The organism is Lelliottia sp. JS-SCA-14 (assembly GCF_035593345.1).
In the GTDB taxonomy this organism is placed as follows: domain Bacteria; phylum Pseudomonadota; class Gammaproteobacteria; order Enterobacterales; family Enterobacteriaceae; genus Enterobacter; species Enterobacter wanjuensis.
Genome location: NZ_CP141606.1, coordinates 1,984,803 through 2,008,091 on the forward strand (window position 1 = coordinate 1,984,803; position 23,289 = coordinate 2,008,091).

The following is a 23,289-nucleotide window of genomic DNA, read 5'->3' on the forward strand; positions in this document are numbered from 1 at the left end:
GCAATTACAGTTTGAATTTCGCCCAGACCGGCGCGTGATCGGACGGCTTTTCCATGCTGCGGATGTCGTAATCGATCCCGGTTTCGATGCAGCGTTCGGCCAGCGGCTGGCTGGCCAGCAGCAGATCGATACGCAGGCCGCGGTTGTCGTCGAAGCCTTTTGAGCGGTAGTCAAACCACGAAAAGCGATCCTGGGTTTGCGGATTGGCGCTGCGGAAGGTGTCCACCAGGCCCCAGTTCATCAGACGGTCCATCCACTCGCGCTCTTCCGGCAGGAAGGAGCATTTACCGGTGCGCAGCCAGCGTTTGCGGCTGTCTTCCCCGATGCCGATATCCAGATCCGTCGGGCTGATATTCACATCACCCATGATCAGCACCGGGTTGTCTTTGTTCAGCTCGGTGGTCAGGTAATCCTGCAGATCCTGGTAGAACTTGGCTTTCGCCGGGAATTTGGTCGGGTGGTCGCGGCTTTCGCCCTGCGGGAAGTAGCCGTTGATTACCGTGATATTGCCGACGGGTGAGGGGATCTCCGCCATGATAATGCGACGCTGTGAGTCGTCGTCATCGCCCGGGAAGCCGCGGCGGACGGAGACCGGCGTCTCTTTAGTGAGCAGTGCCACGCCGTAATGGCCTTTCTGTCCGTGATAAAAGACGTTGTAACCCAGCTTCGCAACGTCTTCGAGCGGGAACATATCGTCGTGAACTTTTGTCTCCTGCAGGCCGATCACGTCTGGCTGATGTTGTTCGACAATGGCTTCCAGTTGGTGAGGGCGGGCGCGCAGGCCGTTGATATTAAAAGAGACAAATTTCATAGTCGCTGCCAATGCAAGGTGAATAGTGCAAGGATGGTAGCAGAATTTGCGCCGCCTGTTATCGGGTTCAGCCAATAACTGCAACAGATCATCCCGTTGGTGCAATTTTTGCACCATTTCGACGCGCCTTGCCCTCAAAGGGGGCGTAAACGGTCGATAAATTTCGCGAGCGATCACAATTCCAGAATTATATTTTGCCTGTGCATAATATTTCTCGTTTTCGTCCCGCGAACCGCCGCTTGTCGTAAAAATATTCACTTATTATGCACTAACAGTGAATAACTCCATATTCTAACTCATTGATATTCTGTCACCTCAAGGCGTTTATGCATTTTTATCGCTGGCTGGCACGAACTCTGCAATCTACATTCACAGTGCAAACACTCAATTATTTAACATTTAAACAACTTCTTATTTACCGGATGAGGTCGCTATGTCTCTGTCAATTACGCGTGAAAATTTTGATGAATGGATGATGCCGGTTTACGCTCCGGCGGCTTTTATTCCGGTACGCGGGGAGGGCTCACGCCTGTGGGATCAGCAGGGTAAAGAGTATATCGATTTCGCGGGCGGGATTGCGGTGAACGCGCTGGGACACGCACACCCGGCGCTGCGCCAGACCCTGAACGATCAGGCGGCGAAGTTCTGGCACACGGGCAACGGTTACACCAACGAGCCTGCCCTGCGCCTGGCGAAAAAACTGATCGACGCCACCTTTGCCGAAAAAATCTTCTTCTGTAACTCCGGCGCAGAGGCCAACGAAGCGGCCCTGAAGCTGGCGCGTAAATACGCCCACGACCACTTCGGCGCACAGAAAAGCGGAATTGTGGCCTTCAAAAATGCCTTCCACGGTCGCACGCTGTTTACCGTCAGCGCCGGTGGACAGCCTGCCTATTCACAGGATTTCGCCCCGTTACCGCCGGATATTCGTCACGCGGTGTTTAACGATCTCCAGTCCGCGAAAGAGCTGATCAACGACAACACCTGCGCGGTGATCGTCGAGCCGATGCAGGGCGAGGGCGGCGTGGTCCCGGCGGAGAAAGCCTTCCTGCAGGGGCTGCGTGAGCTGTGCGACCAGCACAACGCGCTGCTGATTTTTGATGAAGTCCAGACCGGCGTGGGCCGTACCGGCGAGCTGTATGCCTATATGCACTACGGCGTCACGCCGGACGTGCTGTCGACGGCGAAAGCATTAGGCGGCGGTTTCCCGATCGGCGCGATGCTGACCACCAATAAATGCGCCAGCGTGATGGTCGTCGGCACCCACGGCACCACCTACGGCGGTAACCCGCTGGCCTCGGCGGTCGCCGGACAGGTGTTGGATATCATCAATACGCCAGAAGTGCTGAACGGCGTGAAGCAGCGTCACGACTGGTTTGTTGAGCGCCTGAATGCGATCAACAGCAAGGTCGGCATGTTCAAAGAAATTCGCGGTCTGGGGCTGTTAATTGGCTGCGAACTGACGGCTGAATTTGCCGGAAAAGCTAAACTTATTTCACAGGAAGCGGCAAAAGCGGGTGTGATGGTGCTGATCGCGGGCGCGAACGTGGTGCGTTTTGCTCCGGCGCTGGTGGTAAGTGAAGAAGAGGTCACCACCGGATTAGATCGCTTTGCGCTGGCCTGTGAACAGGTGAAATCCGGGGTGTCATCATGATGGTCATCCGTCCCGTTGAGCGCGGCGATCTCGCCGGGCTTATGCAGCTTGCCGGTAAGACGGGAGGCGGGCTGACCTCGCTTCCTGCCGACGAAAAAACGCTGTCGGCGCGCATCGAGCGCGCCATCAATACCTGGCAAGGGACGGTGCCGAAAAGCGAACAGGGATACGTCTTTGTTCTGGAAGATACGGATACAGGGGCAGTTGCCGGGATCTGCGCCATCGAAGTGGCGGTCGGCCTCAATGAGCCCTGGTACAACTACCGCGTCGGCACGCTGGTTCACGCCTCGAAAGAGCTGAACATCTACAACGCGCTGCCCACGCTCTCGCTCAGCAACGATCACACGGGCAGCAGCGAGCTTTGCACGCTATTCCTCGATCCCGAGTGGCGCAAAGAGGGCAACGGCTATCTGCTCTCGAAATCGCGCTTCATGTTTATGGCCGCCTTCCGCGATCGCTTTAACGAAAAAGTGGTGGCGGAGATGCGCGGCGTGATCGACGAAAAAGGCTACTCCCCGTTCTGGGAAAGCCTCGGCGAGCGCTTCTTCTCGATGGAATTTTCTCGCGCGGACTACCTGTGCGGCACCGGGCAGAAAGCCTTTATCGCCGAGCTGATGCCGAAACACCCGATCTACACCCATTTCCTCAGCCCGGAAGCCCAGGCGGTGATTGGCGAAGTCCATCCGCAGACCGCCCCGGCGCGCGCGGTGCTGGAGAAAGAGGGTTTCCGCTACCGTAACTACGTCGATATTTTTGACGGCGGCCCGACGCTGGAGTGCGATATCGATCGCGTCCGCGCCATCCGTAAAAGCCGTCTGGTGACCGTCGCCGAAGGGCAGCCTGCGCCGGGCGAATGGCCGGCCTGTCTGGTGGCGAATGAACAATACGATCATTTTCGCGCCATGCTGATCCGCGCGAACCCCAAATGCGACCGCCTGGTGCTGACCGCAGCCCAGCTGGATGCCCTGAAATGTAGCGCAGGCGACACGGTGCGCCTGGTGCGACTCTGCCCCGAGGAGAAAACAGCATGAGTTTATGGATTAATGGCGACTGGGTGACGGGCGAAGGCGAGCGTCGCGAGAAAACTAACCCGGTGAGCAAAGAGGCGCTGTGGACCGGTACCGATGCCAGTGCGCTTCAGGTGGAACAGGCCTGTAAAGCGGCGCGTGCGGCGTTCCCGGCGTGGGCGAAACAGCCCTTTAGCCTGCGTCAGGCGGTGGTCGAGAAATTTGCCTCCCTGCTGGAGGCCAACAAAGTCGAGCTGACCAGCATTATTGCCCGCGAAACCGGCAAACCGCGCTGGGAAGCGACGACCGAAATCACGGCGATGATCAACAAAATTGCCATCTCCGTGAAGGCCTATCACACCCGCACCGGCGAGCAGCATACGGATATGGCCGACGGCGCGGCGACCTTGCGCCATCGTCCGCACGGCGTGCTGGCGGTGTTTGGGCCGTATAACTTCCCCGGCCATCTGCCGAACGGGCATATCGTGCCTGCGCTGCTGGCGGGCAATACCGTGATTTTCAAACCGAGCGAACTGACGCCGTGGACGGGTGAAGCGGTGGTCAAACTCTGGGAGCAGGCGGGTCTGCCGCCGGGCGTGCTGAACCTGGTGCAGGGCGGACGCGAAACCGGCCAGGCCCTGAGCGCCCTGAGTGACATCGACGGGCTGCTGTTTACCGGCAGCGCGGGGACGGGTTATCAGCTGCATCGCCAGCTGGCGGGGCAGCCGGAGAAAATTCTGGCGCTGGAGATGGGCGGGAATAACCCGCTGATTGTCGAAGACGTGGAGGATATCGACGCCGCCGTGCATCTGACCATCCAGTCGGCGTTTGTTACCGCCGGGCAGCGCTGCACCTGCGCGCGTCGTCTGCTGGTGAAACGCGGCGCGCAGGGCGATGCCTTCCTGGCCCGTTTGGTGGAAGTGACCGCGCGCCTGGTGCCCGACGCCTGGGACGCCGATCCGCAGCCGTTTATCGGCGGGCTGATCTCTGAACAAGCCGCGAACAACGTGGTCAACGCCTGGCGCGAGCACGTGGCGCGCGGCGGAAAAAGCCTGCTGGAGCCGAAGCTTGTCCAGCCGGGTACGTCCCTGCTAACGCCGGGGATTGTGGAGATGAGTGGGGCGAGTAATGTCCCGGATGAAGAGACCTTCGGTCCGCTGCTCTGCGTCTGGCGTTACGATGATTTCGACAGCGCCATTGCGATGGCGAACAACACCCGCTACGGCCTGTCGAGCGGGCTGATTTCACCGGATCGCGAGAAATTCGACACGCTGCTGATTGAAGCGCGCGCCGGAATTGTGAACTGGAACAAACCCCTGACCGGTGCGGCGAGTACCGCGCCGTTCGGTGGCGTGGGCGCTTCCGGCAACCATCGCGCCAGCGCCTGGTATGCGGCGGATTACTGCGCGTGGCCGATGGCGAGCCTCGAAACGCCTGCATTGACCCTGCCGGAAAGCCTCAATCCGGGGCTCGATTTTACGCAAGGGGATCGTCATGAAAGCGCATGAGGTCAACTTTGACGGGCTGGTGGGGCTGACTCACCACTACGCCGGGCTGTCGTTTGGCAATGAGGCCTCAACGAAGCACCGCTTCCAGATTTCGAATCCTAAGCTTGCGGCGAAACAGGGGCTGCAAAAGATGAAAGCCCTGGCTGACGCCGGTTTCCCGCAGGCGCTGATCCCGCCGCAGGAGCGCCCGAACGTCGAGGTTCTGCGTCAGCTCGGGTTTAGCGGCAGCGACGAGCAGGTGGTGGAAAAAGCGGGGACGCAGGTGCCGCATCTGCTGTCGGCGGCAAGCTCCGCCTCGTCCATGTGGGTGGCAAACGCCGCCACCGTTGCGCCCTCGGCGGATACCCTCGACGACAAAGTGCATCTCACCGTCGCCAACCTGAATAACAAATTCCATCGCGCGACCGAGGCGGTGACCACCGAGCGCGTGCTGCGCGCCATTTTCAGCGATGCTGAACGGTTCAGCGTTCACGAAGCGCTCCCGCAGGTGGCGATGTTTGGCGATGAAGGGGCGGCAAACCATAACCGTCTGGGTGGTAACTACGGCGACCCGGCGACGCAGCTGTTTGTCTACGGACGCGACGAGAGTGGGCACAACGCACCCGTGCGATACCCGGCGCGTCAGACCCTGGCGGCGAGCCAGGCGGTGGCGCGGCTGAATCAGGTCAATCCTGGGCAGGTGGTTTTTGCTCAGCAGAATCCAGATGTTATCGATCAGGGTGTGTTCCACAACGACGTGATCGCCGTGTCGAACCGTCAGGTGCTGTTCTGCCACGAACAGGCGTTTGCCCAGCAGGATAAATTGCTTGCCGCGCTTGCCGAGCGCGTGCCGGGCTTTACGCCGATTCAGGTCCCGACGCACGCCGTGAGCGTGCAGGATGCGGTGGAAACTTACCTGTTTAACAGCCAGCTGTTGAGCCGCGACGACGGCAGCATGCTGCTGGTCCTGCCGCAGGAGTCGCAAAACCATCAGGGCGTGTGGCGCTATCTGACGGAACTGGTGAAGGCCGACAACCCGATCAGCGAGCTGAAGGTGTTCGACCTGCGTGAAAGTATGGCCAACGGCGGCGGCCCTGCCTGCCTGCGGCTGCGCGTGGTGCTGACCCAGGCCGAAATGCAGGCGGTAAATCCGGCGGTCATGATGAATGACACCCTGTTTAACACGCTGAATAACTGGGTCGATCGCTACTATCGCGATCAGCTGACGCAGGCGGATCTGGTTGATCCGCAGCTATTGCGCGAAGGCCGCGAAGCGCTGGACGCTCTGACCTCGATCCTGCACCTGGGATCGGTTTACCCGTTCCAGCGCTAAGGAGAGAGGATGGAGAATTTACTGGCGCTGACCCTGGCGGACGAAACGCCTGTGCAAACCGAAGGTGAGGGCGCGACCTTTCACTGGAAATGGCTGGGGCGCGGGCTGCTCGAACTGACGCCGTTCGAGGCGAGTGAACGTGCTCTGGTGCTCTCGGCGGGCGTTCACGGCAATGAAACCGCCCCGGTGGAAATTGTCGATCTGCTGCTCCGCGCGCTGTTTCGCGGGGATATTCCGCTGCGCTGCCGCGTGCTGGTGGTGCTCGGGAACCCGGTAGCGCTGGCGCAGAACAAGCGTTATCTGGTGAGCGATATCAACCGGATGTTTGGCGGGCGCGCGGCGCATTTCGCGCCCTGCGAAGAAACCGAACGGGTGCTGGTGCTGGAGAAGGCGGTCAGGGATTTTTATGCCACAGCCGGGGAAGATCGCTGGCATCTGGATCTGCACACCGCCATTCGCGCGTCGTATCACGTGCGTTTCGGCGTGCTGCCCCAGCGCGAGCAGCCGTGGGATGAAACTTTCCTCGACTGGCTGGGCGATGCGGGCCTCGAAGCGCTGGTGTTCCATCAGTCGCCGGGCGGGACTTTCACCCATTTCACCTGTGAGCATTTCGGCGCGCTGGCCTGTACCCTTGAGCTGGGTAAAGCCCTGCCGTTTGGGCATAACGATCTGACGCGTTTTGCGCCTACCCATCTGGCGCTGCGGGCGCTGCTCTCAGGCGCTGAGCCGGAACCGCATGCGGAGCCGGTGGAGCGTTATCGCGTCGTGCAACAGCTCACCCGTCGCAGCGAGGCGTTTCAGCTGCATATGGCGGCGCATACCCTGAACTTCACGCCGTTCCGCCAGGGAATTTTGCTGGCAGAGGACGGGGGCGAGCGTTATGAAGTGCAGAAAACGACGGAGTATGTGCTGTTCCCGAATCCGTCGGTGGCACTGGGGTTGCGGGCGGGGCTGATGCTGGAGAAGGTGACGTAAATCGGCGGCGCATTTTTAAAACGAATAAACCCTGATCGCGTGGCGCTCAGGGTTTTTCTTTGACCCCTTACCGGGTTAAGCGTCTTTGTGCTGATAATCGGCAATCACCTTGCTGTAACCCCAGGCGAAGAGATCGTGGTCGCGGTTCTCGCTCCAGCCCGACAACATCCCCAGATTAACCTTTTTCGCATAATCCAGAAGCTGCGACTGATTATCGAGGGTGAAGGTCTGGCCCTGCACATCGTTGTCCCCGAACATCGGCGTTGCGCCGGTTCGACGCCACGCCTGTTTAGCGCTCAGCTGCGGCCAGTTCGCCACGATCTGCGTGTTCATCGCGTCGAGCGCATTTTTGACACCGGTAAACATATCCGCAGGCGAATCCGCGCCAAAGTCCATCGTCATGCCATTGATCATCGAAGGCAGGATATCGGCATCGGCCAGCATGGCAATGAAATCAATCCCATAGGAGCTTAAGCCCTGGCTGGAGGCGCTGTTTTGCCCGTCAACCGGGAGGGTGTAAGAGACCTGCAGTGACGGGTTGGCGCGCATGATGGCTTCGACTACCACCACATGGCGCGTCAGAACATCCGGCTGGGCCAGGACTTCGCCCTCGAGATCGAAATCGATGTATTTCAGGGCGTAGTTATCGATGATCTCCTGATACCAGTCGATCAGGGTATCGGTATCTGCCACGGCTTCTTCGATGGGAATACCGGCGGAGCCGCCAAAGGAAATCGCCACATCGCCGCCGGCGGCGCGCAATGCCGCAATATCGTCTTTCGCCAGGCTGCTGGTGCGGGCGTCAAAGGCGGGATCGCTTTGTCCGCCCCAGGCGGGCATCGGCGTGTTGTCGGCGCTGCTGGTCCCGGCAACAATAAATGCCAGCGTATAGTTCTTGATGCCCGAAGCGTCCAGACACATCCCGGTGGTTAACTGCGGGTAGGCCATGTAATCGATATAGGGCGCAACGGAGAAGCGGTACTCGCCCGGGTCCGGCACCGCGGTTTGCGTCGTGAAGGAGACGACGTCAGAGATGGCCGAGGTATTTCCCGCGACATCCACGGCTTTGACGGTGGCGGTATAGGCGGTCAGTTCCGTTAAACCGGTAATGATGGCGCTGGCAGCGTCAACGGAAAGCTGAGTTTTGGCAGAGCCCGCCGCGTACTCGACGATATACCCGACCACGAGGACATTGTCCGTTGAAGGCTGCCAGACAAGTGATGCGGTTTTCGCCCCGGTTCCGGTGACCGTCACTCCCTGTGGAACGGAAGGAGCTTCTGAGTCGGGTGGTGCGTCGGCGGAGGCGCCATTAACGACAAACCCGGTTGGCAGCGCGCCCAGTTGTTCCCCACCATTAATACCGATTGCAAACGCCACGGAGCCCTGAGCGGGAACCCTGTTGTTATCGGTTAAATATCCGCTTACCGAGCTGCCGCTGACGGAAAATGCGAAATTAAGATCCTGACTCGGCTGTTGTCCTGCCGCGAGGGTGAAGGCTATCAGCGGATTAACAATATCGCTGTCGGTCATATTATAAAGGGTGATGATACAGTTATCGTAATAGGGGGCCGGAGTGACACCAGATTCCCATTTTGCATAAGCAATGACGGCCTGAGCGGTATTTTTCATAATTAACACCTTGATGAATGTGAGTGGTTTAACATTAAGCAGATGCTTAGCTGTCGGATTTGCCCGGGGAGAAGACATTTTCCCGGCGGGGTGAAGACAGATTACGAACTTCGCCTCGGCTAATTTCTTATTTTGCGAAATAATTGTGTCTATTTTGGCGAGGGGGTTCAGGACGTTTCAAAAACCGGGTAATCCGCAGGGTGAGTGTGGTTGATATTATGATTGTGTAACAACTTGTTGTTTTAACTATTTAATTTAATAAAACTGTTTATGATTTGTGTGTCATTGTTCGCTTTAAATCAATGCGTTAGCGTTTTTGTTTTCGTGGTAATTATTTATCGCGTTATTAAAATTTATTTTAAGGCATTGAGAACTATTATGTTTCTTATTCTCGCCCGTTTTCTTCCGCGCTAAACCACGATACCATGACAAATAGGTGTGTCTTGTGAAGAGGATAAATAACTAAATTAAGCGACGTAAGAGGTGTTTATTTTTCCTCAGGGTTATGGGTTTCCTGATTTGAAAAAATTGTTTCCCGGACGGAAACGCATTTTATTGCAATAGCGCAACAATGACTCTTTGCTGCGCAACCCGTTTGTTGCGCAAAAAAATGTATTAACGAATTTTTTACGAGGCTAGCTATGGGGATATTTTTGTCAAAGAAGATGCGTTACTTCATGGTTATCATGAGAAACAAAAATTTTGGCAAGGCGGCGGAAGAGTTGTGTATCACCCGGTCGCCTTTGAGTAAGGTCTTAACCGAGCTGGAAATGTCGCTGGGAGGCAAGTTGTTTAGCCGAAAGCATAACGATCTCGAGCCGACGCAGCTGGCCTGGGATTGCTACAACCGGTGCCTGCCCGCCTATCAGAATCTGCTGGCATTCGAAGACAGTCTCAGGACAAACCCTCACGACACGCAAATGCTCATCTATTTTGATATCTCCGTTCCTCACATCCTCTTCCATCATTTACAGCGCGTTTTCCAGTCGGAAAATCTCAAATTCGAAACCCACAGAACCCAGCTGACAAACGAGGATTTTAGTGCGCTGACCTATCAGCCAAATACGGCCGTGCTAGCGTTCAGGCCGCTGGATTCTGAGCCTGGCTTGCAGTGCGATTCCTGGCACGGCTGCCACCATGTCATTTTGCGCAAGCGAATGACCGATACGCCGAGCGGCAAGCCGAAATTCTTCGTCTGGAAGGATCAGCATACGCCACTGTATAAAGCCAGGATCAAAAACATCCTCGGGCCGAAGGGGATTGACCCTGAGTTTATTGAACACAACCACGACCTCTTCACGCTGCTCTCCTTCGTGCGGGCGGGGAAGGGGATGTGCGTTTCGTCTGAGAAAATGGCGCAGATTTTTCGCCTCGAAGGGATTGAGGTGGAGCGTATTGAAACGTCTTATATTCGTTGCTTCGTTTATCATCACGCAGACACCCGGCAGATGGGCCTGATCAACGCTTTTAAGGATCTGCTGGTGGAGTTTGTCTGATGATTTATCCCGGTCGCTGAGGCCTGTATCCTCTATGAGGTTTTAATAAAGAGAGTGCTGACGATCTTTTTGCAGATTATTCCTGGATAACTGCTTTATTATTAATCGGCACTTCGCTATACTTCTTCATAATCTCTTTAAAATCATCGCATTGAATATTTTTGTTTCAACTCTCCACGCTTTATCCTTAATTCCTCCACATTTGGCGATAATTTGTTTTTTACACTTTCATTGTTTTACCGTTGCTCTGACTAATTGACGATAAACCCCGTAAAGTTAATCTCGTCAACACGGCATAGCGCCGAAGAATAACTGAAAGAAAGGAAAACAATTATGCGTAAATTAACTGCACTGTTTGTTGCTTCTACCCTGGCTCTGGGCGCTACCAGCATGGCGTTCGCCGCAGATACCGCGACCACCACCGCAGCGCCAACTGAAGGCAAGATGATGCATCACAAAGGCAAGCCGGGCATGCATCACGACATGATGTTTAAAGACCTGAACCTGACCAATGCGCAGAAACAGCAGGTGCGCGACATCATGAAAAGCCAGCGTGACCAGATGAAACGTCCGCCGCTGGAAGAGCGCCGCGCAATGCATGACATCATTGCCAGCGACAGCTTCGATAAGGCAAAAGCCGAAGCGCAGATCGACAAAATGGCCGAGCAGCACAAAGCCGGAATGCTCGCCCGTATGGAAACTCAGAACAAGATCTACAACATTCTGACCCCGGAACAGAAAAAGCAATTTAATGCCAATTTTGAGAAGCGTCTGACAGAACGTCCGGCGCCAGAAGGTAAAATGGCTCCGCCTGCTGAATAATCAGCACAAACTATTAAGACCGCCGGAAACCTGTCCACATAAGCGCAATCGCTGTGGACAGGTCCGGCGGTTTTTTCTTTCGCACCCTCTTGTCACGCGCCGCCATCACGGTATGCTCCTGTAGTCGGTTTTAAGAATGAGTAGCAGAGTCAGGGCGTTAGTGTTTTTTTCATCACGACACTAAGGCCTCTTCCCATTGCTGCCGATAATACGCCTGTGAACACCTAACGATAACAATCAAGACAGCGACGCGATATATCGTCGCCCTGGCGCAGGTGCGCCTTTCAGGAGTGGTGATGGAGTTTTTTGATATCCGCAAGATGCCGGTGAACCTCTGGCGAAATGGCGCGGGCGAAACCCGTGAGATCTGTTGCTTTCCCACTGCGACCCGTGATTTTCACTGGCGCGCCAGCATTGCTTCTATCGCCAGCAACGGCGAATTCTCATTATTTCCCGGTGTCGATCGGGTAATTACCCTGATTGAGGGCGGCGAAGTGACCCTCGATGCGGGCCACACCTTTTGCCACACCCTGAAACGTCATCAGCCGTTCAGCTTTGCAGGCGATCATCCGGTGAAAGCGAAGCTCACCGAAGGGCAGATGTCGATGGATTTTAATATCATGACCCGCCGGGATTACTGTCAGGCCAAAGTGCGGGTGGCTGACCGTACCTTTACCACCTTCGCCTCGCGCGGCGGGGTGGCGTTTGTTTTAAGCGGGGCGTGGCAGTTAGGGGATAAACTTCTCACCGCCGACCAGGGCGCCAGCTGGCAGGATGGAACTCACACCCTGCGCTTACTGGAATCCGAAGGTACGCTGCTGTTCAGTGAGATCACCTGGCTGCCGGGGCATTAAGCTCGATGATCTCATACTCGCCGGAGAGCAACGGTTTACAGAGAATTTTGTAGCCGTCGTGATCAAAACCGGCGGGGGTTTTCAGCAGGGCCGTTGCCTCTTTTAAGGTGTCGACGGCACCCAGCCACAGCCAGTTATGAATGATGTGGTAGTGCGTCATCTCATGGCTGCCCTCTTTCAGCGCAATCGCGCCGTCCCACGGCCAGCAGGTGACGCGCAGCGCGGCCAGTCCGGCCACTAATCTCGCCTGATGATCTTCCACACTCTCTTTGCCGCAGCAGGCTCCCGCGCAGCGTTTTAACGCCGAGCGAAAACAGGCGCGCCCGCGGGTGAGGGATTCCAGACCTAATAATCCGTAGCACAACTTTTCTGCGTCCGCGATGGTTTGCAGAGCCTGCAGCGCCGCGCGGCGATTGGCAAACAGCCCGTGCAGATTCTGCGCGTGAGAGAAATCAATCTCACGGGCATAGACCACCTGCGGTTTGCCGTCGGTGATTTGCAGAGAGCAGAGCTGACGGTTGCGGCGCAGTCGTTTGTTGAACAGCGGCTGCTGCTCTTTAATCAGCCGGGCTTCGAGCAATAGCGCGCCGAGTTCACCGGCGGTTTGCATCCAGGTGATGCGCCGCGACTGGCGCAGCATCGCGGCCTCGTCGGGGGTGCGTAAATGCGATAACACCCGGCTGCGGATATTGACGCTTTTGCCGATGTAAAGCGGCATGGCGTCGCTCTCGCCATGAAAAAAATAGACGCCGGGCTGTTTCGGCAGTGCTTCCAGCCAGGGGCGAAGATGTTCGGGATATTCGTAGATGGCCGCCGCTTCAAATTCCAGTCGCGGGGCGGATTGACGCCTGCTCACAAAAGACTCCTGATACTGTTCAGGCATACAGTGTAGCAGAGAGGTGCCGGTTAAAAAAGAGACAAATGCCGGGTGGCGGCTTCGCCTTACCCGGCCTACAAGGTAAATGTAAAACGGCAACGCAAGTTGCCGTTTTTAATGTTTGCCCCCTCTCCCGGTGGGAGAGGGTTGGGGTGAGGGCACCAGACCGCACCGGTCAGCCAGGCCGGATAAGCGCAGCGCCATCCGGCAACAGGTGCGAAAATTACCGCTTCCAGAAATCGTCGAAAATCGTAATTGGCGTGTGGCGCTTGTGCTCGGTTTTCAGATACCAGCCTTCAATGGTGCGGGCGATCTTCTCATCGAGGGTTTTGCCTTCCAGATAATCGTCGATGTTTTCGTAGGTCACGCCCAGCGCGACTTCATCCGGCAGAGAAGGGCGGTCGTCTTCGAGATCGGCAGTTGGGGCTTTCTTATATAAGTGCTCCGGGCAGCCAAGCGTGGCGAGCAGTTGCTTACCCTGGCGCTTGTTGAGGCGGAAGATCGGGTTGATGTCGGTGCCGCCGTCGCCGTATTTGGTGAAGAAACCGGTCACGGCTTCTGCCGCGTGATCGGTGCCGACCACCACGCCTTTGGTCATCCCGGCGATGCTGTACTGCGCTTTCATGCGTTCGCGGGCTTTCTCGTTGCCGCGTACGAAATCGCTCAGTTCAATTCCCGCTTCGCGCAGGGCCTGCTCGCTGGCCAGGACTGCGCCTTTGATGTTCACAGTGAGAACACGGTCAGGCTGGATAAAGGCAATGGCATCCTGGCAATCCTGCTCGTCGGCCTGCACGCCATAAGGAAGGCGCACGGCGATAAACTGCAGGGTGTCGTCGCCGGTTTCCTGACGCAATTCTGAGATCGCCATCTGGCACAGTTTGCCGGTCAGGGTCGAGTCCTGGCCGCCGCTTATCCCCAACACCAGCGACTTCAGGAAGGCGTTGGTTTTGAGATAGTCTTTCAGAAAATCGATACTGCGGCGGATTTCATGATTTGCGTCGACAGCGGGCTTTACGCCAAGCGCCTGAATAATCTCTTGTTGCAGAGCCATTACGCCCTCCATTAGCAAAAACGAAGCAGAATGAGTATCCGTTAAAACTAACCCTTTGGGCGTAAAACGACAAGGATCACAGTTTCGAGTGCGGCAAATTGCGACGATTTAGCAGGTTATCGTTGTTTTATTAGAATTTTCCGAAAAACATGCCGCTTCGTAGTCAAAGTTGATGAATAGGATTTTTTGTTCCATGCTTAGATAACACGCTGATAAACAAGAGGACGGAATATGAACAAGAATGTAGCGGGAATTCTGAGCGCAGCGGCGGTATTGACTATGCTGGCAGGGTGTACAGCTTACGATCGTACAACCGATCAATTCACACAGCCGGTGGTTAAAGATGTGAAGAAGGGTATGAGCCGTGCGCAGGTGGCGCAGGTGGCGGGTAAACCTTCTTCAGAAGTCACCATGATCCACGCACGTGGGACGTGCCAGACCTATATTCTGGGTCAACGGGATGGTAAAGCAGAGACCTACTTCGTTGCACTGGATGACACAGGACACGTGATCAATTCCGGTTACCAGACCTGTGCTGAGTACGATACCGACCCGCAGGCTCCTAAGGCGCAATAACCTGTAGCCTGCGCAATGTCACAAACCGGCCTCTGGGCCGGTTTTTTTGTGCCTGCAATAATCTTATTTCTTATCGCGAATTATTTGCCTAAAATGTGAGGGTAGTCAAAACGCCAGGTCAAGGAGAGACAATTGTGATGTGTCTGGAATTATCCCCTCCCTGCGCCATGCCGTATACTCCATTCAATGATAAACAATAGTAACACTCACAAACGGCCTGAAGGGCGAGGGTGAGGGTCATACAAGAGGGAAGTTGCTATGGAAAAGAAACATATCTACCTGTTCTGCTCTGCGGGCATGTCAACGTCGCTGCTGGTGTCTAAAATGCGCGCGCAGGCTGAAAAGTATGAAGTTCCCGTTGTTATCGAAGCGTTTCCTGAAACGCTGGCAGGCGAAAAAGGCCAGAACGCGGACGTGGTATTACTCGGACCACAAATCGCTTACATGCTGCCAGAAATCCAGCGTTTATTACCGAACAAACCTGTGGAAGTGATCGATTCTGTGCTGTACGGCAAAATTGATGGTTTGGGTGTGCTTAAAGCTGCAGTCGCATCAATTAAAAAAGCTGCCGCTAATTAAATTTTAAATTTTTCCCGTCAAAGAGTTATTTCACATACTTACGCCGCAATATTTTCATTGCGGCATTTAAGGGTAATTTCTATGAGTCAAGTTATTAGCTCTCTTGAAAAGGTCCTCCTTCCTTTTGCTGTTAAAATAGGAAAGCAGCCGCATATTAATGCGATCAAAAACGGCTTTATTAAATTAATGCCGCTGACCCTCGCAGGGGCCATGTTCGTTTTAATCAATAACGTTTTTTTAAGTTTCGGCGAAGGCTCGTTTTTCTATTCTATGGGCATTCGGTTAGACGCTTCCACCATTGAGACCCTGAATGGTTTTAAAGCCATCGGCGGCAACGTGTACAACGGTACGTTGGGCATTATGTCGCTGATGGCGCCTTTTTTCATTGGTTCCGCGTTAGCTGAAGAACGAAAAGTTGACCCGATGGCCGCCGGTCTTTTAGCGGTCGCGGCCTTTATGACCGTCACCCCTTACAGCGTGGGCGAAGCCTATGCGGTCGGTGCCAACTGGCTCGGAGGACAGAACATTATCTCCGGGATGGTGATTGGCCTGATCGTGGCAGAAATGTTTACCTTTGTGATTCGTCGCAACTGGGTCATTACCCTGCCAGACAGCGTGCCGTCCTCCGTATCACGCTCTTTCTCGGCGTTGATCCCTGGCTTCCTGATTCTGTCGATCTTCGGCATTATCTCCTGGCTGCTGGCCAACCACGGCAGCAACTTCCACCAGATCATCATGGACTCCATCTCCACGCCGCTGGCATCCATGGGCAGCGTAGTGGGCTGGGCTTACGTTATCTTTAACTCCCTGCTGTGGTTCTTCGGCGTGCACGGATCCCTTGCGCTGACCGCGCTGGATAACGGCATCATGACCCCATGGGCACTGGAAAACATCGCCCTGTACAACCAGTATGGTTCTGTTGAAGCAGCGATTGCAGCCGGTAAAGAGTTCCACTTCTGGGCGAAACCGATGCTGGACTCCTACATCCTGCTGGGTGGTTCCGGGGCAACGCTGGGTCTGATTATCGCTATCTTCATCGGCTCACGCCGTGCGGATCACCGTCAGGTGGCGAAACTGGCCCTGCCGTCAGGCATCTTCCAGATTAACGAACCGATTCTGTTTGGTCTGCCGATCATCATGAACCCGGTGATGTTCATCCCGTTCGTCCTGGTTCAGCCGATTCTGGCTGCCATTACCCTGGCTGCTTACTCGATGGGGATTATCCCACCGGTGACTAACCTCGCACCATGGACCATGCCAACCGGTTTAGGCGCCTTCTTCAACAGTAACGGCAGCATCGCCGCACTCTGCGTGGCCCTGTTCAACCTCGGTGTCTCAACGCTGGTTTACCTGCCATTCGTGGCGGTGTCGAACAAGGCGCAGGCGGTACTTGATGAGCAGGAAAGCGAAGAAGACATCGCTAACGCACTGAAATTCTAAGTTGTCCGGCGCGGGGAAACCCGCGCCAGTATAAGGAGAGAGAAGATGTTTGATTTGGATAATGTTGTGGCAGAAGAGGCGGTCGAGAACGATCTGGAAGAAGTGGTGATGGGGCTTATCATCAATTCCGGACAGGCGCGCAGCCTGGCGTATGCCGCCCTCAAACAAGCCAAGCAGGGCGATTTTGCCGCCGCGAAACGGATGATGGATCAGTCGCGCACCGCGCTGAACGAAGCTCACCTGGTACAAACTAAACTGATTGAAGGTGACCAGGGTGAAGGTAAAATGAAGGTGAGTCTGGTGCTGGTTCACGCCCAGGATCATTTGATGACCTCCATGCTGGCTCGCGAGTTGGTGACCGAGCTCATCGAGCTTCACGAGAAGATGCAATAAGTCAGGCCGCTGGAGGTAAACACGATGGAAATTAAAACCGCATTTGAGCAGCAACTGTTTAACGGCAAGAATTTTCACGTGGTTATCTACAACAAAACCGAAAGCGTGAGTGGCCTGCACCAGCATGATTACTACGAGTTCACGATTGTTCTGACCGGGCGCTACTACCAGGAGATCAACGGCAAGCGCGTTCTGCTGGAGCGCGGGGACTTTGTCTTCCTGCCGATGGGCTCATATCACCAGAGCTTTTATGAATTTGGTGCTACGCGCATTCTGAACGTGGGTGTCAGCAGACGTTTCTTCGAGAAACACTACCTGCCGCTGGTGCCGTTCTGTTTTGTCGCCTCACAGGTTTATCGCATTAAAAACGAGTTCATGACCTGGATCGAAACGGTCATCGCCTCGCTGAACTTCCGCGACAATGAGTTTGATGAGTTCATTGAAACGGTCACTTTTTATGTGATGAACCGCCTGCGCCATCATCGCGATGAGCAGCAGGTGATCGATGATATTCCGCAATGGCTGCGTACCACCGTCGAATTAATGCACGACAAACATCAGTTTGGTGACAGTGCGCTGGAAAATATGATTGCGCTGTCGGGGAAATCGCAAGAATACCTGACCCGCGCCACCCAGCGTTATTATCAAAAAACACCGGTGCAGATTATTAACGGCATCCGCATTAATTTCGCTAAAAAGCAGCTGGAAATTACCAACTATTCGGTCACCGATATTGCCTATGAGTCGGGTTATAGCAGCCCGAGCCTGTTTATTAAGACCTTTAAAAAATTCACTTCGTTTACGCCAAATAGCTACCGTAAGAATTTAACGGTAATGAATAATTAATTGACTTGCGGCGAATTAACTCGCCAGAAATATTGACTTAAACGCTTGCCCAAATTAGCGGGAATGCCTCGCTATACTTTGCAGGCGGTTAACCTGATACGCTAAGGGAGATATTATGCAAAAGAAATTGAAAGTCGTGACAATCGGCGGCGGCAGCAGCTATACCCCGGAACTGCTCGAAGGTTTTCTGAAACGTTATCATGAACTGCCGGTCAGCGAATTATGGCTGGTGGACGTCGAAGAAGGGCAGGAGAAACTCGATATTATTTTCGAACTCTGCCAGCGCATGGTGCAGAAAGCCGGTGTCCCGTTAACCGTATACAAAACCCTGGATCGTCGCGAAGCGCTGAAAGACGCCGACTTCGTCACTACCCAGCTGCGCGTCGGCCAGCTAAAAGCGCGTGAACTGGACGAACGCATCCCCCTGAGCCACGGCTATCTGGGCCAGGAGACCAACGGTGCGGGCGGTCTGTTTAAAGGCCTGCGTACCATTCCGGTGATTTTTGACATCGTCAAAGACGTGCAAGAGGTCTGCCCGCAGGCGTGGGTGATCAACTTCACCAACCCGGCCGGGATGGTGACGGAAGCGGTTTATCGCCACACCGGTTTCAAACGCTTCATCGGCGTGTGCAACATTCCGATCGGCATGAAAATGTTCATCCGCGATGTGCTGAAGTTGACCGACAGCGACGATCTCTCCATCGATCTGTTCGGCCTGAACCACATGGTGTTTATCAAAGATGTGATCGTCAACGGCGAATCCCGTTTTGCCGAACTGCTGGACGGCGTCGCTTCTGGGCGCCTGACCGCCGGTTCCGTGAAAAACATCTTCGACCTGCCGTTCAGCGAAGGGCTGATTCGCTCCCTGAACCTGCTGCCATGCTCCTATCTGCTCTACTACTTCAAGCAGAAAGAGATGCTCGCCATCGAAATGGGCGAGTACTATAAGGGCGGCGCGCGTGCGCAGGTGGTGCAGAAGGTTGAGAAACAGCTCTTTGATTTGTACAAAGATCCGAACCTCAACGTTAAACCGAAAGAGCTGGAGCAGCGCGGCGGGGCGTACTACTCCGATGCGGCTTGCGAAGTCATCAACGCGATCTACAACGACAAACAGGCCGAACACTATGTGAACGTGCCGCATCACGGACATGTCGATAACATTCCGGCTGACTGGGCCGTTGAAATGACCTGTATCCTGGGGCGCGACGGGGCGAAGCCGCACTCCCGCATCACCCATTTCGATGACAAAGTGATGGGCCTGATCCACACCATCAAAGGCTTCGAAATTGCTGCCAGCCATGCGGCCCTGAGCGGTGAGTTCAACGACGTGCTGCTGGCGCTGAACCTCAGCCCGCTGGTGCATTCGGATCGCGACGCGGAATCGCTGGCGCGCGAAATGATCCTCGCCCATGAGAAATGGCTGCCAAACTTTGCGGCCACGGCTGAGAAGCTCAAACAACGCTAAGAGGAACAGAGATGGAAAATCTGTTGATCATCAATGCCGATGACTTTGGCCTGTCGAAAGGGCAAAACTACGGCATTGTCGAAGCCTGTCGCCACGGGGTGGTCACCTCGACCACCGCGCTGGTGAACGGCGAGGCGGTGGAGCATGCCGCGGCGCTAAGCCGCGACCTGCCGAAGCTCGGCGTCGGGATGCACTTTGTGCTGACGCTCGGCATGCCGCTTTCCCCGATGCCGGAACTGACGCGTGACGGGCAGCTGGGAAAATGGATCTGGGAGATGGCAGAGCAGGGTGCGCTGCCGCTCGACGAAATTGCGCGCGAGTTGGACTGCCAGTTTAACCGCTTTGTCGATCTCTTTGGCCGTGAACCGACGCACCTCGACAGCCATCACCACGTGCATATGATCCCGGCGATTTTCCCGCTGGTGGCTGAATTTGCGGCGCGTAAAGGTGTGGCGATGCGTGTGGATCGTCAGGTGCAAGCTTTGCACGGTCTCACTCTGAGCGCTGCGCCGACCACCGACGGGTTCAGCAGCGATTTCTACGGAGATGAGATCAGCGAAGCGCTGCTGTTGCAGGAGCTGGACGCTTCTGCGGCACGCGGAGAACGGTCGCTGGAAGTGATGGCCCACCCGGCGTTTGTCGACAATACGGTGCGAAAAAGCGCCTATTGCTGGCCGCGCCTGGCGGAACTGGACGTGCTGACGTCGCCGTCGCTGAAGTATGCGATTGCGGAGCGTGGGTATCGTTTGGGGACGTTTAGCGATCTGTAAACATTGCCGGGTGGCGCTTGCGCTTACCCGGCCTACGGGGTTCGTGCGGTTTGATGCCCTCACCCCAACCCTCTCCCACGGGAGAGGGAGAAAACATCAAAAACGGCAACCTTCGGGTTGCCGTTTTGCATTGACCTTGTAGGCCGGATAAGCGAAGCGCATCCGGCGTTTTTTACGCCGGGATCTGAGCGATTTTACTACTGCGCGACCACACCCGGTGCGCCGCCAGCAGCTCGAACAGCTGATCCATAAACGGACCAGCGGCTTTATCACCCTCCACAATCCCTTCTTCGCCTTTATCCGCCACTTTCAGCAGAGTTTTAAACTGACGCGCATCGCCCGCCAGTGCCACAGGTTTCAGGTGTTTGTAGGCTTCCAGCAGGTAGTAAGCCGCATCGCCATTGTCGAGCAGGCTCTGAATATCCCCGCCCGGCACAATCACCGCATCGACGGTAAGGGACGGCGACCCGGCAAAGGTCCCGGCAATCGGCAGCGCGGAACCGTCGTCCGCTTTCACTTCCCCCATACGCTTGTAGAGCAGCTGGGCATGCACGCCTTTGGCTTTTAGCGCTTTCAGGATCGCCAGCACATCTTTTGCGGCAGTGTTGTCGTTGAGCAGTACCGCCACAACGCGCCCTTTTATCGATCCGCCCGGCACGGCATACAGGCTCAGGGACGCATCTTTTTTCAGGCCGTTAACCTCTTTCGGCGGGGCGGTGTTACGCTGCTCGTCGGTGAGGGTAATGCCTAAATTATCCGCGACAGCCTGGGCTAACTGAATGTCGATATGCGCCAGCTGATCGACCACTCGCTCACGGATATAGGTCCGCACCACTTTGCCTAACTCAAAGCTGAAGCTGCCGATGATGTGCTCCTGCTCAACCGGCGTCTGGCTTTGCCAGAACAGGCGAGGGTGGGCATAGTATTCGCCAAACGACGGGCTGCGCTCGCGGATTTTGGTGCCTTCCACGCGCTCCTGATACGACTCGAAACCGCCGCGTTTCGCCGCTGGCGGGGTTTCGCGCGGCCAGTTATCGTTGATCGAGTTCGGTTCATAGTTGGCCGGGTTGGTGTCGATATCCTGACGATGCATCCCGTCGCGCTGGAAGTTATGGTACGGGCAGGTTGGACGGTTGATCGGGATCTCGTGGAAATTCGGCCCGCCGAGACGGCTGATTTGCGTATCCGTGTACGAGAACAGGCGACCCTGCAGCAGCGGATCGTTGGTGAAATCCAGCCCCGGAACGATGTGCCCCGGGTGGAACGCCACCTGCTCGTTTTCAGCAAAGAAGTTATCCGGGTTACGGTTGAGCACCATTTTGCCCACCAGTTGCACCGGGACCAGCTCTTCCGGGATCAGTTTGGTCGGGTCGAGCAGATCGAAATCAAACTTGAATTCATCCTCCTCAGGAATCAGCTGGAACCCCAGCTCGTATTCCGGGAAATCGCCCGCTTCGATGGATTGCCACAGCTCGCGGCGGTGGAAATCGGGGTCGCGCCCGGTCAGCTTTTGCGCTTCGTCCCACACCAGGGAGGCTTTACCGGCCACCGGTTTCCAGTGGAAACGCACGAACGTCGCTTTGCCGTCGGCGTTGATCAGGCGGAAGGTGTGAATACCGAAGCCTTCCATGGTGCGATAGCTGCGCGGGATCCCGCGGTCGGACATCGCCCAGATGACGTTATGCAGGGTTTCCGGCTGGAGCGAAACATAGTCCCAAAAGGTGTCGTGCGCGCTTTGTCCCTGCGGAATAGCCCAGTGTGGCTCCGGCTTTACCGCATGGACAAAGTCAGGGAATTTGTGCGCGTCCTGAATGAAGAACACTGGCGTATTGTTGCCGACAAGGTCAAAAATGCCTTCTTCCGTGTAGAACTTGGTGGCGAAACCGCGAATATCACGCACCGTATCCGCCGAGCCCGCGCCGCCCTGAACCGTGGAGAAGCGCACAAAGACCGGGGTCACTTTATCCGGGTCCGAGAGGAAGTTGGCTTTGGTCAGATCGCTTAAATCTTTATACGGCTGGAAATAGCCGTGGGCGGCAGAGCCGCGAGCGTGGACGATGCGTTCCGGAATGCGTTCGTGGTCAAAGTGGGTGATTTTCTCCCGCAGGATAAAATCTTCCAGCAGCGTCGGGCCACGGTTCCCCGCGCGCAGGGAGTTCTGGTCATCGGCGATGCGCACGCCCTGATTCGTCGTGAGCGGAAAATTCTCCCCGCCTTTACGATGCGGTTCCAGAGCGTGCAGTTTTTCGTTGTCAGTATCAGGCGCTTTGAGGCTGCCTGGCGCGGTAGGTTGTTCACCCGGCGCGGATGGGGAAGGTGAGGGGCGATGAGACCCATCCTCTGGCGCCAGCGAGTCCATCCCCGGTCTGGATTCTTCGTCGCCGTGAATCGGTGACTGGTGCTGTTTTTCGGTCTTATCTTTTTGCTTCGACATTGCTCACTTCTCCTGTCTTCATTGCTGAAATACGTTCGTTGTGGCGAAAAGCCCCATTAACTATAGAACAATGTGATTTTGCGGCCGGGAAACTGAGAGTATTCGGGCTGACGCTTTAGCAAAAGGAGGGCATATCGCATGCAAGGCGCGACGGACGGGGCAGGAATCGGCTATGATTGGGGTTTTACGCTTCCAGAATTTGTTTTAGTGAACCAGTCGCTTATGAAACCATTTCGTCAACAAAACCGTCGTGTCATTAGCTACGTGCCTCGTGTTGAACCCGCGCCGCCGGACCACGCCCTGAAAGTGGATGGCTTTCGCGACGTCTGGCAGCTGCGTGGCAAATATGTGGCCTTTGTCCTGATGGGAGAGCATTTCCGCCGTTCACCGACCTTCACCGTTCCGGAATCGGCCCAGCGCTGGGCAACGCAAATCCGCCAGGATGACGATATTCAGGATTAGCCATGACATTTCGGGCGCAGAGCCTGTGGCTCTGTTGAGAAGCACACTAAAATCGCGATGTTAATTCTGCGCCCGCTTTATATTCCTAATTCCTGAACAATTATTTCTTACCGCTTCTGCTGCTCCCTTTTGATTCATCTTATGCCGCGCTCAGCTTTGGGGTCTAAAAATAGACGCTCGCCTTGCTGAACGAATGTGCAATCCACAGTACGCTACGCCACAAGTCAGAAAGCCTGTTTGTCATTAATTTCATGACAAACGGAAATCTATTTCTGACAGGACAATATAAATATCAAATCTTATTAACATCGTGTTAATAGGGTTTGGT

At 55.5% G+C, this 23,289-nt stretch carries 21 protein-coding genes; 16 read left to right on the top strand and 5 right to left on the bottom strand.

What is annotated here, in order from left to right; genetic code table 11:
* Positions 1–4: 4 nt before the first annotated feature.
* Positions 5–811: an exodeoxyribonuclease III gene (gene xthA, locus U9O48_RS09345; RefSeq protein ID WP_282494992.1), complete on the bottom strand. Its 807-nt coding sequence runs from the start codon at positions 809–811 to the stop codon at positions 5–7.
* A 433-nt stretch (positions 812–1,244) separates the two neighbouring features.
* Between xthA and U9O48_RS09350 the strand changes: the two genes are divergently transcribed.
* From U9O48_RS09350 to astE, 5 genes are read left to right on the top strand one after another with little or no spacing between them, the layout of a single operon-like run.
* Positions 1,245–2,465 carry an aspartate aminotransferase family protein gene (locus tag U9O48_RS09350; protein WP_285144775.1) on the top strand — a complete coding sequence of 407 codons (1,221 nt, stop codon included), beginning with the start codon at positions 1,245–1,247 and terminating at the stop codon, positions 2,463–2,465.
* Positions 2,462–3,496, top strand: coding sequence for an arginine N-succinyltransferase (astA, locus tag U9O48_RS09355; RefSeq protein ID WP_285144774.1), 1,035 nt, complete (start codon positions 2,462–2,464; stop codon positions 3,494–3,496). Before U9O48_RS09350 ends, astA begins: the two co-directional genes overlap by 4 nt.
* The gene (gene astD, locus U9O48_RS09360) at positions 3,493–4,980 is read left to right on the top strand and encodes a succinylglutamate-semialdehyde dehydrogenase (RefSeq protein ID WP_285144773.1); all 1,488 of its coding nucleotides are present in this window, start codon (positions 3,493–3,495) and stop codon (positions 4,978–4,980) included. The genes astA and astD overlap by 4 nt, the downstream gene beginning before the upstream one ends.
* Positions 4,967–6,292, top strand: coding sequence for an N-succinylarginine dihydrolase (gene astB / locus U9O48_RS09365; protein WP_324724164.1), 1,326 nt, complete (start codon positions 4,967–4,969; stop codon positions 6,290–6,292). Before astD ends, astB begins: the two co-directional genes overlap by 14 nt.
* A gap of 9 nt (positions 6,293–6,301) precedes the next feature.
* The gene (gene astE / locus U9O48_RS09370) at positions 6,302–7,267 is read left to right on the top strand and encodes a succinylglutamate desuccinylase (RefSeq protein WP_285158832.1); all 966 of its coding nucleotides are present in this window, start codon (positions 6,302–6,304) and stop codon (positions 7,265–7,267) included.
* Positions 7,268–7,342: 75 nt separating this feature from the next.
* On the opposite strand, the gene U9O48_RS09375 is transcribed toward astE, so the two are convergent.
* On the bottom strand, positions 7,343–8,896 hold the full coding sequence (locus U9O48_RS09375) for a fibronectin type III domain-containing protein (protein WP_324724166.1): 1,554 nt from the start codon (positions 8,894–8,896) through the stop codon (positions 7,343–7,345).
* Positions 8,897–9,549: 653 nt separating this feature from the next.
* Between U9O48_RS09375 and U9O48_RS09380 the strand changes: the two genes are divergently transcribed.
* From U9O48_RS09380 to ves, 3 genes are all read left to right on the top strand, one after another.
* On the top strand, positions 9,550–10,392 hold the full coding sequence (locus tag U9O48_RS09380) for a LysR family transcriptional regulator (RefSeq protein WP_285144769.1): 843 nt from the start codon (positions 9,550–9,552) through the stop codon (positions 10,390–10,392).
* Between the two features lie 333 nt (positions 10,393–10,725).
* Entirely contained in the window at positions 10,726–11,214 is a 489-nt protein-coding gene (spy, locus tag U9O48_RS09385; protein WP_285144768.1) for an ATP-independent periplasmic protein-refolding chaperone Spy, read from the top strand.
* A gap of 296 nt (positions 11,215–11,510) precedes the next feature.
* Positions 11,511–12,068: an environmental stress-induced protein Ves gene (gene ves / locus U9O48_RS09390; protein WP_324724167.1), complete on the top strand. Its 558-nt coding sequence runs from the start codon at positions 11,511–11,513 to the stop codon at positions 12,066–12,068.
* Here the strand turns inward: ves and cho are convergent.
* Complete coding sequence (cho, locus tag U9O48_RS09395) at positions 12,046–12,924, bottom strand: excinuclease Cho (protein ID WP_282495002.1); 879 nt, start codon at positions 12,922–12,924, stop codon at positions 12,046–12,048. The two genes, ves and cho, sit on opposite strands and share 23 nt — an antisense overlap.
* 244 nt (positions 12,925–13,168) lie before the next feature.
* A complete protein-coding gene (nadE, locus tag U9O48_RS09400) occupies positions 13,169–13,996 on the bottom strand; it encodes an ammonia-dependent NAD(+) synthetase (protein WP_324724169.1) in 828 nt (275 codons plus the stop codon).
* A 231-nt stretch (positions 13,997–14,227) separates the two neighbouring features.
* On the opposite strand from nadE, the gene osmE reads away from it, so the two are divergent.
* The 7 genes from osmE to chbG all read left to right on the top strand — a co-directional run bounded on the left by osmE (position 14,228) and on the right by chbG (position 20,065).
* A complete protein-coding gene (osmE, locus tag U9O48_RS09405; RefSeq protein ID WP_100780498.1) occupies positions 14,228–14,572 on the top strand; it encodes an osmotically-inducible lipoprotein OsmE in 345 nt (114 codons plus the stop codon).
* 258 nt (positions 14,573–14,830) lie between these two features.
* Positions 14,831–15,151 carry a PTS N,N'-diacetylchitobiose transporter subunit IIB gene (gene chbB, locus U9O48_RS09410; protein WP_282495004.1) on the top strand — a complete coding sequence of 107 codons (321 nt, stop codon included), beginning with the start codon at positions 14,831–14,833 and terminating at the stop codon, positions 15,149–15,151.
* Between the two features lie 81 nt (positions 15,152–15,232).
* On the top strand, positions 15,233–16,591 hold the full coding sequence (chbC, locus tag U9O48_RS09415; RefSeq protein ID WP_095281701.1) for a PTS N,N'-diacetylchitobiose transporter subunit IIC: 1,359 nt from the start codon (positions 15,233–15,235) through the stop codon (positions 16,589–16,591).
* Between the two features lie 45 nt (positions 16,592–16,636).
* On the top strand, positions 16,637–16,984 hold the full coding sequence (gene chbA, locus U9O48_RS09420) for a PTS N,N'-diacetylchitobiose transporter subunit IIA (RefSeq protein ID WP_282495005.1): 348 nt from the start codon (positions 16,637–16,639) through the stop codon (positions 16,982–16,984).
* Positions 16,985–17,008: 24 nt separating this feature from the next.
* Positions 17,009–17,830 (top strand): transcriptional regulator ChbR, encoded by an 822-nt coding sequence (gene chbR, locus U9O48_RS09425; protein WP_282495006.1) that lies wholly within the window; start codon positions 17,009–17,011, stop codon positions 17,828–17,830.
* A gap of 115 nt (positions 17,831–17,945) precedes the next feature.
* The gene (locus U9O48_RS09430) at positions 17,946–19,295 is read left to right on the top strand and encodes a 6-phospho-beta-glucosidase (protein ID WP_282495007.1); all 1,350 of its coding nucleotides are present in this window, start codon (positions 17,946–17,948) and stop codon (positions 19,293–19,295) included.
* An 11-nt stretch (positions 19,296–19,306) separates the two neighbouring features.
* Positions 19,307–20,065 carry a chitin disaccharide deacetylase gene (gene chbG, locus U9O48_RS09435; RefSeq protein WP_285150717.1) on the top strand — a complete coding sequence of 253 codons (759 nt, stop codon included), beginning with the start codon at positions 19,307–19,309 and terminating at the stop codon, positions 20,063–20,065.
* Between the two features lie 172 nt (positions 20,066–20,237).
* On the opposite strand, the gene katE is transcribed toward chbG, so the two are convergent.
* Positions 20,238–22,499: a catalase HPII gene (katE, locus tag U9O48_RS09440; protein WP_324724170.1), complete on the bottom strand. Its 2,262-nt coding sequence runs from the start codon at positions 22,497–22,499 to the stop codon at positions 20,238–20,240.
* Between the two features lie 207 nt (positions 22,500–22,706).
* Between katE and cedA the strand changes: the two genes are divergently transcribed.
* A complete protein-coding gene (gene cedA / locus U9O48_RS09445) occupies positions 22,707–22,961 on the top strand; it encodes a cell division activator CedA (protein WP_282495021.1) in 255 nt (84 codons plus the stop codon).
* Positions 22,962–23,289: the final 328 nt, after the last annotated feature.

Coding starts and splice junctions, on each gene's coding strand:
- xthA (WP_282494992.1), bottom strand. CDS start 811: ATGAAATTTGTCTCTTTTAATATCAACGGCCTGCGCGCCCGCCCTCAC.
- U9O48_RS09350 (WP_285144775.1), top strand. CDS start 1,245: ATGTCTCTGTCAATTACGCGTGAAAATTTTGATGAATGGATGATGCCG.
- astA (WP_285144774.1), top strand. CDS start 2,462: ATGATGGTCATCCGTCCCGTTGAGCGCGGCGATCTCGCCGGGCTTATG.
- astD (WP_285144773.1), top strand. CDS start 3,493: ATGAGTTTATGGATTAATGGCGACTGGGTGACGGGCGAAGGCGAGCGT.
- astB (WP_324724164.1), top strand. CDS start 4,967: ATGAAAGCGCATGAGGTCAACTTTGACGGGCTGGTGGGGCTGACTCAC.
- astE (WP_285158832.1), top strand. CDS start 6,302: ATGGAGAATTTACTGGCGCTGACCCTGGCGGACGAAACGCCTGTGCAA.
- U9O48_RS09375 (WP_324724166.1), bottom strand. CDS start 8,896: ATGAAAAATACCGCTCAGGCCGTCATTGCTTATGCAAAATGGGAATCT.
- spy (WP_285144768.1), top strand. CDS start 10,726: ATGCGTAAATTAACTGCACTGTTTGTTGCTTCTACCCTGGCTCTGGGC.
- ves (WP_324724167.1), top strand. CDS start 11,511: ATGGAGTTTTTTGATATCCGCAAGATGCCGGTGAACCTCTGGCGAAAT.
- nadE (WP_324724169.1), bottom strand. CDS start 13,996: ATGGCTCTGCAACAAGAGATTATTCAGGCGCTTGGCGTAAAGCCCGCT.
- osmE (WP_100780498.1), top strand. CDS start 14,228: ATGAACAAGAATGTAGCGGGAATTCTGAGCGCAGCGGCGGTATTGACT.
- chbB (WP_282495004.1), top strand. CDS start 14,831: ATGGAAAAGAAACATATCTACCTGTTCTGCTCTGCGGGCATGTCAACG.
- chbC (WP_095281701.1), top strand. CDS start 15,233: ATGAGTCAAGTTATTAGCTCTCTTGAAAAGGTCCTCCTTCCTTTTGCT.
- chbA (WP_282495005.1), top strand. CDS start 16,637: ATGTTTGATTTGGATAATGTTGTGGCAGAAGAGGCGGTCGAGAACGAT.
- chbR (WP_282495006.1), top strand. CDS start 17,009: ATGGAAATTAAAACCGCATTTGAGCAGCAACTGTTTAACGGCAAGAAT.
- U9O48_RS09430 (WP_282495007.1), top strand. CDS start 17,946: ATGCAAAAGAAATTGAAAGTCGTGACAATCGGCGGCGGCAGCAGCTAT.
- chbG (WP_285150717.1), top strand. CDS start 19,307: ATGGAAAATCTGTTGATCATCAATGCCGATGACTTTGGCCTGTCGAAA.
- katE (WP_324724170.1), bottom strand. CDS start 22,499: ATGTCGAAGCAAAAAGATAAGACCGAAAAACAGCACCAGTCACCGATT.